This is a genomic window from Micromonospora sp. NPDC047187 (genome assembly GCF_040643355.1).
GTDB classification, from domain to species: domain Bacteria; phylum Actinomycetota; class Actinomycetes; order Mycobacteriales; family Micromonosporaceae; genus Micromonospora; species Micromonospora salmantinae.
The window spans coordinates 38605-51742 of record NZ_JBEYUF010000023.1; the positions used below are offsets into that span (position 1 = coordinate 38605).

At 72.2% G+C, this 13138-nt stretch carries 10 protein-coding genes; 5 read left to right on the forward strand and 5 right to left on the reverse strand.

Features of this window, described 5'->3' with window-relative positions; genetic code table 11:
* Positions 1–136: 136 nt before the first annotated feature.
* Positions 137–1540, forward strand: coding sequence for a cobyrinate a,c-diamide synthase (locus tag ABZ794_RS27260; protein WP_238688591.1), 1404 nt, complete (start codon positions 137–139; stop codon positions 1538–1540).
* The gene (locus ABZ794_RS27265) at positions 1537–2106 is read left to right on the forward strand and encodes a GNAT family protein (protein ID WP_091405515.1); all 570 of its coding nucleotides are present in this window, start codon (positions 1537–1539) and stop codon (positions 2104–2106) included. The genes ABZ794_RS27260 and ABZ794_RS27265 overlap by 4 nt, the downstream gene beginning before the upstream one ends.
* A gap of 13 nt (positions 2107–2119) precedes the next feature.
* Here ABZ794_RS27265 and ABZ794_RS27270 read toward each other — a convergent pair whose 3' ends face one another.
* Complete coding sequence (locus ABZ794_RS27270) at positions 2120–4249, reverse strand: transglycosylase domain-containing protein (RefSeq protein ID WP_357518217.1); 2130 nt, start codon at positions 4247–4249, stop codon at positions 2120–2122.
* Positions 4250–4370: 121 nt separating this feature from the next.
* Between ABZ794_RS27270 and cobC the strand changes: the two genes are divergently transcribed.
* The 3 genes from cobC to cobA are packed head-to-tail and all read left to right on the forward strand — an operon-like array spanning position 4371 to position 7853.
* The gene (cobC, locus tag ABZ794_RS27275; protein ID WP_210786146.1) at positions 4371–5456 is read left to right on the forward strand and encodes an Rv2231c family pyridoxal phosphate-dependent protein CobC; all 1086 of its coding nucleotides are present in this window, start codon (positions 4371–4373) and stop codon (positions 5454–5456) included.
* A complete protein-coding gene (gene cobT / locus ABZ794_RS27280) occupies positions 5456–6559 on the forward strand; it encodes a nicotinate-nucleotide--dimethylbenzimidazole phosphoribosyltransferase (RefSeq protein WP_238688622.1) in 1104 nt (367 codons plus the stop codon). The genes cobC and cobT overlap by 1 nt, the downstream gene beginning before the upstream one ends.
* Before the next feature lie 40 nt (positions 6560–6599).
* Positions 6600–7853, forward strand: coding sequence for a uroporphyrinogen-III C-methyltransferase (gene cobA, locus ABZ794_RS27285; RefSeq protein WP_357518220.1), 1254 nt, complete (start codon positions 6600–6602; stop codon positions 7851–7853).
* 417 nt (positions 7854–8270) lie between these two features.
* Here the strand turns inward: cobA and otsB are convergent, their stop codons facing one another.
* The 4 genes from otsB to ABZ794_RS27305 form a co-directional block, all read right to left on the reverse strand.
* Positions 8271–10835, reverse strand: a complete 2565-nt coding sequence (gene otsB, locus ABZ794_RS27290; protein WP_210786158.1) for a trehalose-phosphatase — start codon at positions 10833–10835, stop codon at positions 8271–8273.
* A 41-nt stretch (positions 10836–10876) separates the two neighbouring features.
* Positions 10877–12277, reverse strand: a complete 1401-nt coding sequence (locus ABZ794_RS27295; protein WP_124817234.1) for a trehalose-6-phosphate synthase — start codon at positions 12275–12277, stop codon at positions 10877–10879.
* A 142-nt stretch (positions 12278–12419) separates the two neighbouring features.
* A complete protein-coding gene (locus ABZ794_RS27300) occupies positions 12420–12806 on the reverse strand; it encodes a hypothetical protein (RefSeq protein ID WP_210786149.1) in 387 nt (128 codons plus the stop codon).
* Positions 12799–13083 (reverse strand): hypothetical protein, encoded by a 285-nt coding sequence (locus ABZ794_RS27305; protein WP_210786150.1) that lies wholly within the window; start codon positions 13081–13083, stop codon positions 12799–12801. The genes ABZ794_RS27300 and ABZ794_RS27305 overlap by 8 nt, the downstream gene beginning before the upstream one ends.
* Positions 13084–13138 lie beyond the last annotated feature (55 nt).

Genomic DNA, 13138 nt, shown 5'->3' on the forward strand with positions numbered 1-13138 from the left:
CGGGGGCACTGCCAGGGCCGGGCCGCCCACCCCGGTTGGCGGTGCTCGCGCCTTCAGCCGGGCGGGTATCGTCACGCCGACGGATCGGCCTTGGTCGTCCCGTCGCGTACCCGCCGCCGCTCGCGAGGAGTCGATGATGACCGTCGTGCCGCGCCTGGTGCTCAGCGCGCCGTCCTCCGGGCACGGTAAGAACGCGCTGGCGATCGGGCTGCTCGCCGCCCTGGCCGAGCGAGGGGTCGACGTCGCCGGGTTCAAGCTCGGGCCGGACCACGTCGACGCCGCCTACCTCGGCCTCGCCTCCGGTCGGCCGGGCCGGGTGATCGACCCCCGACTGGTCGGCCTGGACCGGCTCGCCCCGCTGGTGGCGCACGGTGCCGCCGGTGCCGGGCTGGCCGTGGTGCAGGGCAGCATGGGGCTGTACGACTCGGTCGGTGGCCGTCCCGAGCAGGAGTCCACGGCGGCAGCGGCAGCCGCGCTGCGCAGCCCGGTGGTGCTCGTTGTCGACGTGGCCGCGATGGGTCAGTCGGTGGCGGCCCTGGTGCACGGTTTCCGCTCGTACGACGAGCAGTTGTGGCTCGGCGGGGTGATCCTCAACCGGGTGGCGTCGTCGCGACACGAGGCGATGCTGCGCGAGGCGTTGGACGACGTGGGCGTGCCGGTCTACGGCGCGCTGCGTCGACAGGACCTGCCGGCGGTGCTGCCGTCGCGGCGGCACGGGGTGGCGCCGGTGGTTGACGACTCGGCCGATGCCGTCCGTGCGGTCCGCCGGCTGGGCGAGGCCGTCGCCGCCACTGTCGACCTGGAACGGCTGCTCGGGCTGGCCCGCTCCGCTCCGCCGCTGCCGGCGCCGGCCTGGTCTCCCGAGGAGGCCCTCGGCACGTTCACACCCCCGGCGAACCGCCCACTGGTGGCGGTGGCCGGTGGGCCGGGCGGCAGCTTCAGCCACCCGGAGACCACCGAGTTGCTCCGGGCCGCCGGCGCCGAGGTCGTCGTCGTCGACCCGCTGCGCGACGAGGCGCTGCCGGTCGGCACCCGCGCGCTGGTCGTCGGCGGCGCGTTGCCCGAGGCGTACGCCGAGCAGTTGTCGGCCAACCGGCGGCTCTGCATCGCGGTGGCCGAGTTGGCGCGGACCGGGCGTCCGGTGATCGCCGAGGGCGCCGGGCTGCTCTGGCTGGCCCGGGAGTTGGACGGGCTGCCCATGTGCGGTGTCCTGGACGCGGTCGGCGTCAGCCGCGAAGGTGTGGTGGCCGGCTATCGGGAGGCGACGGCCCAGACCGACAGCGTGGTCGCCGCCACCGGCACGGTGCTGGTCGGGCACAAGGCGCACCGTGCGGTGCTCACCCCCCGCGCTGGTCAGCGCCCGGCCTGGAGCTGGGACGGCGGCGCGCCGGAGGGCTTCGTCTGGCGCAACGTGCACGCCTCGCAGCTCACCCTGCACTGGGCGAGCCATCCGGCGACGGCGGCCCGGTTGGTCGCCGCGGCGGCGGCCGACCCGACGAGCGAGGTGGTACCGGCGCAGCCGGGCGAGGTGTCGGTGTGATCGGTCAGGTGGCGGTGCGCCGGTTCCCGGCGTTGACCGTCTCCACCCCGCGTACCGAGGTGCGTCAGCTCACGGCGGCCGACGCGGCGGCGGCCGGGGAGATCTTCGCCGACAAGCTGACCCGGCGTTGGCTGCCGCTGCCCGACGACTCCGGCCCGATCGACGGGCTGGCCTGGTGCACGGATCTGGCCCGGCAGCGGCGCGACAGCGGGGAGGGCGACCACTACGCGGTGCTCCGGCGCGAGGACGACCAGGTGGTGGGCTCGCTGTGGACCCGGCGCACCGACTGGGGCGCCCGCCTCACCGAGATCTCCTACGCGATGGCGGCGCACGCGCGGGGGTTCGGCTTCGCCGCCGAGGCGGTCGACGCGGTGGCCATCGCGCTGATCCTGGAGCACGGCTTCCAGCGGGTCGAGCTGCGGGTGGCTCCCGGCAACCTGGCCTCGCGCCGGGTCGCCGAGAAGGCCGGGTTCAGCTACGAGGGTCTGCTGCGTAACGCAGGGTTCGTCAGCGGCGGCCGGGTGGATCTGGAGCTGTGGTCGTTCGTCGCCGCCGACCTGCGCTGACTCTCGCGCCGGGTCAGCCGACGATGGCGTCCGACGGTGGGGTGAACTGGCGGGTCGGGATGCCTTTCAGGCCGTCGCGCAGGGTCTCCGAAACCGCCTTGATCGGGATCTGGGACTGCCCGTCACCGACCGCGTTGAACGGGTTGTCCGGGTCGGAGATGAAGCTCGCCGCGGCCAACTCCGGGGTGTAGCCCACGAACCAGGCCGACCGGGTGCTGTCGGTCGTACCGGTCTTGCCGGCCACCGGGCGTCCGACGGTGCCGCGCACGCTGTCGGCGGTGGACCATCCGCCGCAGCTGCCGCGCGCCGGGGTGTCTCCGGTCGGGCAGCGGGCCGCGTCGGTGGCCGCCCGCGCGGCGTCCGCGTTGACCACCTGCCGGCAGCGTGGCTTGGCCACCTCTCGTTGCAGACCGCCCGCGGTGGCGTAGGTGGCGGGTGTGCCGTCCCGGTTCATGATCGCTTGCACCGGGATGGCCTCGCAGTAGCGGCCGTCGGCCGCGATGGCGGCGTACGCGTTCGCCATCTCCAGTGGGGTGGCGTCGGAGACACCCAGGGTGAACGCGCCCCACTTCTTCGCCTTTGCCGGTGACGCGTGGTCCCGGTCGACGTCGGTGCGCCACCGCAGCCCGAGCTGTTCGGCCAACCGGACCGCCCGGTCCGCGCCGACCTTCTCCTCCAGCCACACGAAGTACGTGTTCACCGACTTGCCGAAGCCGGACCACATGGTCTGCTGGCCGGACATGGCGCCGCTGGCGTTGGAGGGCGCCCACCCGTCGTAGACCTCGGACCGGTAGCGGTGTGGGGCGTTGAACGAGGTGGAGAGGGGCATCCCCGCGTCGAGCGCGGCCAGCATCGGGAACATCTTGAACGTCGATCCGGCCTGGTAGCCGGCCAGGTCACCCCCACCGAGCAGTGGTGCCACGGTGTTCGGGTAGTTGGCCTTCACCTTCGGCCCGGCCTCGGGGTTGGAACTCTGCGGGTTGTCGGCCAGGTCCAGCGAGTACGTCCGGTTCACCGCCATGGCCTTCACCCGCCCGGTGCCCGGCTCGGAGACCACGATGCCGTTGGCGAACGGGCTGCCGGTGGCCTCCTTGGCGCCGACGCTCTTCTCCGCCGCCTCCTGGATCTTCGGGTCGAGGCTGAGCACGATGCGGTAGCCGCCCCGGCGCAGGTTGTCCATCCGTTCCAGTCGGTTCGCCCCGAACGCGGGCTGCGCGCTCCACCAGTTCTTCAGGTAGTCGCAGGCGAAGCCCCAGCTGTTGTACTTGTCCGCCACCGCGGCGCAGTCGTGCGGTGGGGTGGTCAGCTTGAGCCGGATCGGTTCGGACTTGGCGGCGGCGGCCGAGTCGGGGGAGAGGTAGCCGAGTTGGCTCATCCGGTCCAGCACGTAGTTGCGCCGCCCGGTGGCCTCCTTCTGGTCGGAGTCGGCCGGGTCGTACTCGGAGGGGGACTTGACCAGTCCGGCGAGGGTGGCGGCCTCGACCGGGGTGAGGTCCTTCGGGGTCTTGGAGAAGAAGATCTCGCTGGCCGCGTAGATGCCGTACGCCCGGTGCCCGAAGTACGCCGAGTTCAGGTAGCGCTCCATGATCTGTTCCTTGCTCAGCTCCTTCTCCAGGTCCAGCGCCATGCGCATCTCCCTGACCTTGCGCAGGCTGGTCTGCTGGGTGGCTTCCTGGACCTCCTTGGGCGTGGTCGCGCTGTCCCGCAGGGCCATCCGGACGTACTGCATGGTGAGCGTCGAGGCGCCCTGGGAGCCGCCGGAGCGGGCGTTGGAGACGAAGGCCCGGGCCACGCCCTTCGGGTCGACGCCGTGGTGCTGGTAGAAGCGGGAGTCCTCGGCGGCGACGATCGCCTGCTGGATGTTCGGCGACATGTCCGACAGCTTGGTGTACTGCCGGTACTCCTCGTAGAACATGGTCAGCACGGTCTTGCCGTCCGGGCCGTAGACGTACGAGGTCTCGGCGGGAAGGGCGGTCTTCAGCACCCGGGTCTTCTGCTCCACGGCGTGCGCGGTGGCCTTCGCGCCGAGCCCGGTGAGGGCGACCACTGGATAGGCGACGGCGGCGATCACGATTCCGGCGATCAGCCCGGCGCGGAGGAGAGGGACGAGACGACCAGCGGCAGCAAGGGGTCGGTTGCTCACCTGGTCAAGTTATGACATTTCCGATTCGTACATGAGAAAAACTCTTAAACCGGCGAGTGGTGACGCGGCTTACGCTGAGATCGACTGTCCCACTGGCCACCTTCCCGGCAGGATCGCGGACATGTCTGATCAGCCGAGCGCTGTCGCCCCGCCCACCGGGGTCGAGCCGGACCTCGCCCACCACGGCGACGCGGAGGCCACCGTCGGCCTGATCGACCTCGCCGTCAACGTCCGTCGGGCGCGGCCTCCCGCCTGGCTGGCCGACCCGATCGCCGCGACCCTGACCGACCTGGCCCGGTATCCGGACCCGGCGCCGGCCCGGGCGGCGGTCGCCGCCCGACACCGCCGTCACCCGAACGAGGTGCTGCTCACCGCCGGCGCCGCCGAGGGTTTCGTGTTGATCGCCCAGGCGCTGCGCGGCGTGCACCGCCCCGTGGTGGTGCACCCCCAGTTCACCGAGCCGGAGGCGGCGTTGCGGGCCGCCGGACACCCGGTCGAGCGGGTGCTGCTCGACGCCGCCGATGACTTCCGGCTCGACCCGTCCCGGGTGCCCGCCGACGCCGACCTCGTGATGATCGGCAACCCGACGAACCCGACCTCCGTGCTGCACCCCGCCCAGACGGTGGCCGCGCTGGCCCGCCCCGGCCGGGTGCTGGTTGTCGACGAGGCGTTCGCCGACACCACCATCGCCGCCGGGCGCCCCGGCGAACCGGAGTCGCTGGCCGAACGCCGTGACCTGCCCGGCCTGCTCGTGGTGCGCAGCCTCACCAAGACGTGGGGTCTGGCCGGCCTGCGGATCGGCTACCTGCTCGGCACCGCGCAGCTGCTGTCCCGGCTGGCCGCCGTCCAGCCGCTCTGGGCCGTCTCCACGCCCGCGCTGGCGGCCGCGTCGGCCTGCGCCGGCACCGTCGCGGTCCAGGCCGAACGCGCGATCGCCGCCGACCTCGCCGCAGACCGCGAGCACCTGGTCGCGCGCCTCGCCGAACTGCCCGGTGTACGCGTCGTCGGCCGTCCCGCCAGCGCGTTCGTCCTGCTGCACCTGCCGGGCGCGACACCGATCCGGGCCGCCCTGCGCGAGCGCGGCTGGGCGGTACGCCGAGGCGACACGTTCCCCGGCCTCGGCCCGGACTGGCTGCGGGTGGCCGTACGCGACCGAAACACCACCGACGCGTTCATCGACGTGCTGCGCGAGACCATGGAGGCATGATGCTGGAGACCACGATCGCGGCGATCCGCGCGGCGGACGAAGCGGCCATGGCCGCCGCCCGGGAGCTGCACGGTCGGCTGACCAAGCCGGCGGGATCGCTGGGCGCGCTGGAGGAGCTTTCGGTACGCCTCGCCGGCCTGGCCGGATTGTGCCCGCCACCGCTGCCCGAGCCGGCCGCGGTGGCGATCTTCGCCGGCGACCACGGGGTGCACGCCCAGGGGGTCAGCCCCTGGCCGCAGGAGGTCACCGCGCAGATGATCGGCAATTTCCTGGCCGGTGGAGCGGTGGTCAACGCGTTCGCCCGGCAGGCCGGCGCCTCGGTCACAGTGGTCGACGTCGGCGTGGCCACCCCGCTGCCCACCGACCCGGCTGTGCTCGAACCGACGGCCGTCGACCCGGCTGTGCTCGACCCGGCCGTGCCTCGGCTGGTTGTCGCGTCCGTCCGCCGGGGCACCGGCGACCTCACAGTGACCGCCGCGCTGACCCGGGACGAGGCGTTGGCGGCGGTGCAGACCGGCATCCGGATCGCCGACGAGCTGATCGATGCCGGCGCCGGCATCCTGCTCACCGGGGACATGGGCATCGGCAACACCACCCCGGCCGCCGTGCTGATCGCCGCGTTCACCGGCGCCGACCCGCTCGACACCACCGGTCGGGGCACCGGGGTCGACGACCCGACGTACGCGCGCAAGGTGGCTGTGGTGCGGGCCGCGCTGGCCCGGCACACCCCCGACCCGGCCGACCCGCTGGGGGTGCTGGCCGCCGTCGGTGGTCTGGAGCACGCCGCCCTGGCCGGGCTGATCCTGGGGGCCGCAGCGCGCCGCACGCCGGTGCTGCTGGACGGCGTGATCGCGGTCTCGGCCGCGCTCGCCGCCGCCGCGTTCGCCCCGGACGCGGTCTGCGCCATGGTCGCCGGCCACCGCTCGGCCGAGCCCGGTGCCACTGTCGCGCTGCGCCACCTCGGCCTCGACCCGCTGATCGACCTGGGGCTGCGCCTCGGCGAGGGCACCGGCGCGCTGCTGGCGTTGCCAGTGGTCACCGGCGCGGTCCGGGTGCTGCACGAGGTGGCCACCTTCGACTCCGCCGGGGTGGCCGAAAAGTGAGCACGCGCAGCGAACGATCCGTCCGCCCCGGTGGTGCGACGTGACCTCCAACCCGTACCCCCTGGGTTTGCGGCTGCACGGGCGGCGGGTGGTCGTGGTGGGTGGCGGCGCGGTCGCCACCCGGCGGGTGCCCGCGCTGCTGGATGCCGGTGCGGACGTCCTGCTGGTGGCCCCGGAGCTGACCCCGGCGCTACGCGCGCGGGTCGACGCGGGTCGGCTGCACTGGGTGCCGCGCCGGTTCGTACCCGAGGACCTGGACGGCGCGTGGCTGGTCCACGTGGCGATCGACGACCCGATGGCGGCGGCTTCGGTGAGCGCCGTCGCCGCCGAGCGGCGGATCTTCTGCGTCCGGGCCGACGACCGGACCGCCGCCACCGCCTGGACCCCGGCGGTGACCCGGCACGGCCCGGTCACCGTGGCGGTGCTCGGAGGCGGCGACCCTCGTCGGGCGATGACAGTCCGCGACGCCATCCGCGACCTGCTCGCCGTGCGTCTGGCACCGGACGGGATCGCTGGCCGGCCCGACGCTTCCACTGGGACGACCGGCGGACGGCAGGCCGGACGGCAGGCCGGGCGGGTGGCGCTGGTCGGGGCGGGGCCGGGGGACCCGGAGCTGATCACGGTGAAGGGCTGGCGGCTGCTCACCGAGGCCGACGTGGTGGTCGCCGACCGGCTGGTGCCCGGGCTGCTGCTCGACGAGTTGCGCCCGGACGTCGAGCTGGTGGACGCCTCGAAGATCCCCTACGGCCCGTCCCGGGCCCAGGAGGAGATCAACCAGATCCTGGTCGACAGGGCCCTGGCCGGCGCCTTCGTGGTGCGGCTCAAGGGCGGTGACCCGTACGTCTTCGGGCGCGGCGGCGAGGAGTTGCTGGCCTGCGCGGCTGCCGGCGTGCCGGTCACAGTGGTGCCGGGGGTGACCAGCTCGATCGCCGCGCCGGCAGCGGCCGGCATCCCGGTCACCCATCGGGGAGTGGCGCACGAGTTCACAGTGGTCTCCGGGCACCTGGCACCCGACGCGCCGGCTTCGCTGGTGCGCTGGGACGCCCTCGCCGGTCTGCACGGCACCCTGGTGATCCTGATGGGGTTGAAGAACCTCGCCGCCATCACGGCCACCCTGATCGCCCACGGTCGGTCGCCGCAGACGCCGGCCGCGGTCGTCCAGGAAGCCACGACGGGCACCCAGCGCGTGCTGCGGTCCACGCTGGGCGAGGTCGCGGCCGACCTGCGTGCGGCCGACCTGCGCCCACCCGCCGTCGTCGTGGTGGGCGACGTGGTGGGCGCGCTCGACGGCTGACCGGCGACCTCATCGAGGTCGCTGCAATGGCGTCCGGTCCGCCGGCGGACCCGGACATCGGAGGGCGCTGGCAGGCCAAATCGTGGACGGTTCCCGTTAGCGCGTAACGGGAACTGTCCAAGATTGCCGGCTGCGGCGGTTGTCGGTGGCTGTGGCTTCCGGTCCGGGACCCGGTTGTCCTGTTCGGCCTCGGCGGCGTCGGCGCGGCCCGTAAACCGAAGCTCGCTCGACCACACCGGCGACGCCCCACTACTGTGCCTGATCCACACCGGCAGCAGCGCTGTGCTGCCGTACGTGCACTGGGCGGTGCCCACCGACCTCGGCGCCCACCTGTACGGGTGGCAACCGAGCCTGCCGTACCCGCAGTGTCCGACGGGGCCGGAGCATGCGCTCCGACCCCGTCGTACGAGCTGTCGACTACTGCTTGAGCATGTTGTCCAGCAGCAGGGCACAGCGGACCAGACCGAGGTGGCTGTACGCCTGCGGGTGGTTGCCCAGGCCGCGCTCGGCGAGCGGGTCGTACTGCTCGGGGAGCAGCCCGGTCGGGCCGGCGGTCAGCACCATCTGCGCGAACAGCTCCTCGGCGTCGGTGCGGCGGCCGGTGCGCAGGTACGCCTCGATCAGCCACGCCGTGCAGATGTGGAAGCCGCCCTCACGGCCGGGCAGGCCGTCGTCCCAGTGGTAGCGGTAGACGACCGGGCCGCTGCGCAGGTCCGCCTCGATCCGCAGGACGGTGGACAGGAAGCGCGGGTCGTCACCCGGGAGCAGGCCGGAGAGGCCGATCCAGAGCGACGAGGCGTCCATGTCCTCGTCCCCGTACGCGACGCTGTACGCCTCGACGTCGGAGTGCCAGCCGTGCTCCAGCACGTTGGCGCCGATCCGGTCGCGCAGGTCCTTCCACTCGGGCCGGTCCTCGCCGCCGTGCTCGCGCATCACGTGCAGCGCGCGGTCGACTGTCATCCAGCACATCACCTTGGAGAAGACGTGGTGCCGGGGTGGCAGCCGGGCCTCCCAGATGCCGTGGTCGGGCTCGTGCCAGCGGCGGCGGACCGCCTCGACCATGTTCTCCAGGACCCGCCACTCGTCGTCGCGGACCGAACCGCGAGCGTCGGCGACGGCCGCGATCAGGTCGGCGATCGGGCCGAAGACGTCCAGCTGCAACTGGTGGTTGGCGAGGTTGCCGACCCGGACCGGCCGGGAGCCGGCGTACCCGGGCAGCGTGTCGATGACCGCCTCGGCACCCAGCTCGTAGCCGTCGATGGTGTAGAGCGGGTGCAGTCGCTCCGGGTGCCCGCCGGTGCGCTCGATGCAGCCGTCCACCCAGCGCAGCAGCGCCTCGGCCTCCTCGACGGAGCCCAGGTCGACAAGTGCGCGGGCGGTCAGCGCGGCGTCGCGCAGCCAGCAGTAGCGGTAGTCCCAGTTGCGGACGCCGCCCAGCTCCTCGGGGAGCGAGGTGGTCGCCGCGGCCAGGATCGAGCCGGTGGCTTCGTGGCAGAGCCCGCGCAGGGTGAGGGCGCTGCGCGCGACCAGGTCACGGGCGGTGGACGGCAGCCGCAGCGAGGCCACCCAGTCCTTCCACGGCTGCTCGGCGGCGGCCTGCCGCTCGTGGATCGGCACCCGGTGGTGCTCCAGGCTGTGCGTGCCGAAGCGCAGCTCCAGCACTACCTGCCCACCGGCGGCGGAGAGGTCGACGATCGCCTTGGCGGTCTCGTACCCTCCGTCGTTGCCGACCTCCCACTCCACGCCGGGGGCGTAGAGCGCGACCGGTTCGTTGGAGCCGAGCACCAGCAGGCCGTCGCCGAGCGGCTGCAACTGGACGGCCACCTGACCGAACTCGGGCCTCGGCGCGAACTCCACCTTGGCCTTGCCGCTGCCGGTCAGCACCCGGACCAGGGTCGAGTCGCCGGTGATGACCGCCGGGCTGTCGTCCGGGGTGGTTTCCCGGGCCGGCTTGTCCAGCCAGTCGGTGACGGTGAGCCCGGACCAGCGGGTTTCCACTGTCATCGTGCCGGAGCGGTAGCGCTGGCCCAGCGGGATGCCGCCACGTTCCGGGGTGATGCTGAAGTGGCCGGCCGGGCTGCCACCGACCAGGTCGGCGAAGATCGCCGCCGAATCCGGCTTGGGGTGGCAGAGCCAGCTCACCTTGGCCTCGGGGGTGAGCAGAGCGACGGTACGACCGTTTGCCAGCATGGAGTGCCGTTCGATCGGCACCGCCCGCTCACCGAACAGCCAGTGCCGCCGGGTCTCCAGCAGCAGAGCCAGCGCGCGGGCGGCCTCCAGCGGGTCGGCCACCCGGTAGCTGGCCTGGGTGTCGCCGGGGCCGATCTTGATGCCGAGGTCGGGACCGTGCAGGTGGCCGAACCCGTTCTCGTCGGTGATGTCGTCGCCGATGAACAGCACCGCGCTGGAGGCGAGCTGGGTCCGCAGCTGGTCGAGTGCGGTGCCCTTGTGGGTGGCCACCACGGAGAGTTCGATGACCTCCTTGCCCTGGGTCACCGTGACGCCGTCGAAGGTGGCCGGACCGTTGCGGACCGCCTCGATGGCGGCGGCGGCGATCTGAGGGTCGACCCCACGGGTGTGCATCGCGACGCTCGCCGGTTTGCGTTCCAGCCGGATGCCCGGGTGCTGGGCGGCGATCTCACGCAGCGCGTTGCGGACCTGGGTCCGCACGGCGACCAGCTCGGGGGAGAGCCGCTCGACGAAGCCGATGTCGAACTCGGAGCCGTGACTGCCGACGAGGTGCACCTCGCTGGGCAGCCGCGAGAGTGCGGCCAGGTCGCGCAGCGCCCGACCGGAGACCACAGCCACTGTGGTCTGCGGCAGCGCGGCGAGCGCGCGGACCGCGGCGACCGACTCGGGCAGCGGTACGGCCGTGCTCGGGTCCTCCACGATCGGCGCCAGCGTGCCGTCGTAGTCGCAGGCGACCAGGAGTTGGGGGACCCGGGCGATCCGGCCGATGGCGGAACGCAACTCAGGGTCCATGACCCCGGTGGCGTTTGCCGCCCCATCGTTGACGGACGTGTTCACTCGGCCTCCGCCTCGGGAACTCCGAGCTCCGAGAGGAAAGACTTGGCCCAGTGGCCCACGTCGTGGGTACGCAGGTGACGTTGCATTGTCCGCATCCGGCGGCGTGCCTCGGTTTTCTCCACGTGCACTGCCCGGAGGAGGGCGTCCTTGACCGCGTCCGGGTCGTGCGGGTTACACAAAAATGCCTGGCGAAGCTCGGTGGCGGCACCGGCGAACTCACTGAGTACGAGCGCGCCACCCTGGTCGGCACGTGATGCTACGTATTCCTTCGCCACGAGGTTCATTCCGTCTCGCAGCGGGGTCACCATCATCACGTCGGCAGCAACGTACATCGCCGCCAGCTCAGTGCGACTGTACGACTGATGGAGGTAATGGACCGCAGGCACGCCGACCCTGCCGAACTCGCCGTTGATCCGACCGACCTCGCGCTCCACCTTCACCCGTAGTGCCTGGTAGTGCTCCACGCGCTCGCGGCTGGGCGTGGCGACCTGAACCATGACCGCGTCGGGAACTGTCAACTTTCCGTCAGCCAGCAGCTCCCGGAAGGCCTTGAGTCGCAACTCGATGCCCTTTGTGTAATCCAGCCGGTCCACGCCCAGGATTATCGTCTTCGGGTCGCCCAGCTCGGCGCGAATCTGCTTGGCCCGGGCCTGGATCGCCGGATCGGCGGCCATCCGCTCCATCTCCTGGGTGTCGATCGAGATGGGGAAGGCGCCCGCCTTCACCTGCCGACCGTCGACCTGGATCATCTGCCCCTCGTAGCGCAGCCCGAGCAGGTGCCGGGCCAGCCGGACGAAGTTCTGCGCGGCCAGCCGCTGCTGGAACCCGACCAGGTCGGCGCCGAGCAGACCGCGCAGGATCTCGGTACGGAACGGCATCTGCATGAACAGCTCGATCGGCGGGAACGGGATGTGCAGGAAGAACCCGATCCGCAGGTCCGGGCGGAGCTCACGGAGCATCGCCGGCACCAACTGGAGCTGGTAGTCCTGCACCCAGACCGTCGCGCCCTCGGCCGCCACGTCGGCTGCGGCCTCCGCGAACCGGGCGTTGACCAGGCGGTACGCCTCCCGCCACCGGCGCTTGTAGGCCGGCGTCTCCACCGCGTCGTGGTAGAGCGGCCAGATCGTCGCGTTGGACTGGCCCTCGTAGTAGCGCTCCAGCTCCTCGGCGCTGAGCGGGACCGGGTGCAGCCGGATCCCCTCCAGGTCGAACGGCTCGGGGGCGGCGCCGGTGCCACCGGCCCAGCCGACCCAGGTGCCCTTGTGTTCGGCGAGTACGGGATGCAGCGCGGTGACCAGCCCGCCAGGGCTGCGTCGCCACTGCCGGCCCTCGGGTGTGCTCACCTCGTCGACCGGCAGACGGTTCGCCACTACGACAAAGGAGCTACGGACGGTCACGATCGGCCACCTCCGGGTACTGACGGGTCCACCGCGATGAGCGTACTGAGCGTAGCTGCGGCGTCTTGTGCCCCGTGCCGGAGTCTCCTACCCGCCTCGGTGCGACCGAATCCTAAGGGTGATCTTGTCGACAGCCCGTCGGTCAGAGGTCGATGATCGGCCATTCCTTCGGCAGTACCTCGCCGAGCAACTCCCGCCGATCCGTCATGATCGGTGTAATCGCCCGAGCCGCCTCCATCGCAGCCTGGGCCAGGTCCATGCCGCCGAGGGTTCGCGACCAGCCGCCGAGAATGGCGCACATGTCGTGCTCGACGGGCGTGACCATGACCTGCTCCAGGTCGCCGACGATGTCGAGCAGTGGCCAGCCGTCGCTGGTCACCTGGCGGTACGCGGCTGCGAGGCAGAGCGCGGGGACGATCACGCCTTGCCCCTTGTCCGCGACTTTCGCAATCTGCTCCCCGACCGCTTCCATGCCTTCCGAGTAGGCGAGGAGGCAGCCCGTGTCGAGGACGAGGCCGGCATCAGTCACGAATGGTCATCCGTCCGCGAGACGCCGCGCCCAGCAGGGCAGCTGCCTTGGATCGCAGTTCCGGGGTGATCTTCGCCTGTGCCTCGTCGAGTTGCCTGCCCGCCTCGGCGAGACCTTCATCAGTGAGCCGGAAGCCCACCTGTCGAAGTGCCCGCCGCGTGCGCTCGCCAGCCATCCGCTGACGAACGGAGTCGGTGATGAAGGCGGAGACGTTGGATTCCTCGGCCAGCCGCTCCGCCACGTCATCCGGCACGCTGATGGCGATCTTCTTGGTCATACCAGGTACGCTAGCGGGTGATACCACGGTCGGCAAGGAGGCGCGCTCGGGTACA

What these genes read in the sequence shown, in the direction of transcription:
- ABZ794_RS27260 (WP_238688591.1), top strand. Translation starts at nt 137, where the DNA reads ATGACCGTCGTGCCGCGCCTGGTGCTCAGCGCGCCGTCCTCCGGGCAC.
- cobC (WP_210786146.1), top strand. Translation starts at nt 4,371, where the DNA reads ATGTCTGATCAGCCGAGCGCTGTCGCCCCGCCCACCGGGGTCGAGCCG.
- cobT (WP_238688622.1), top strand. Translation starts at nt 5,456, where the DNA reads ATGCTGGAGACCACGATCGCGGCGATCCGCGCGGCGGACGAAGCGGCC.
- otsB (WP_210786158.1), bottom strand. Translation starts at nt 10,835, where the DNA reads ATGGACCCTGAGTTGCGTTCCGCCATCGGCCGGATCGCCCGGGTCCCC.
- ABZ794_RS27305 (WP_210786150.1), bottom strand. Translation starts at nt 13,083, where the DNA reads ATGACCAAGAAGATCGCCATCAGCGTGCCGGATGACGTGGCGGAGCGG.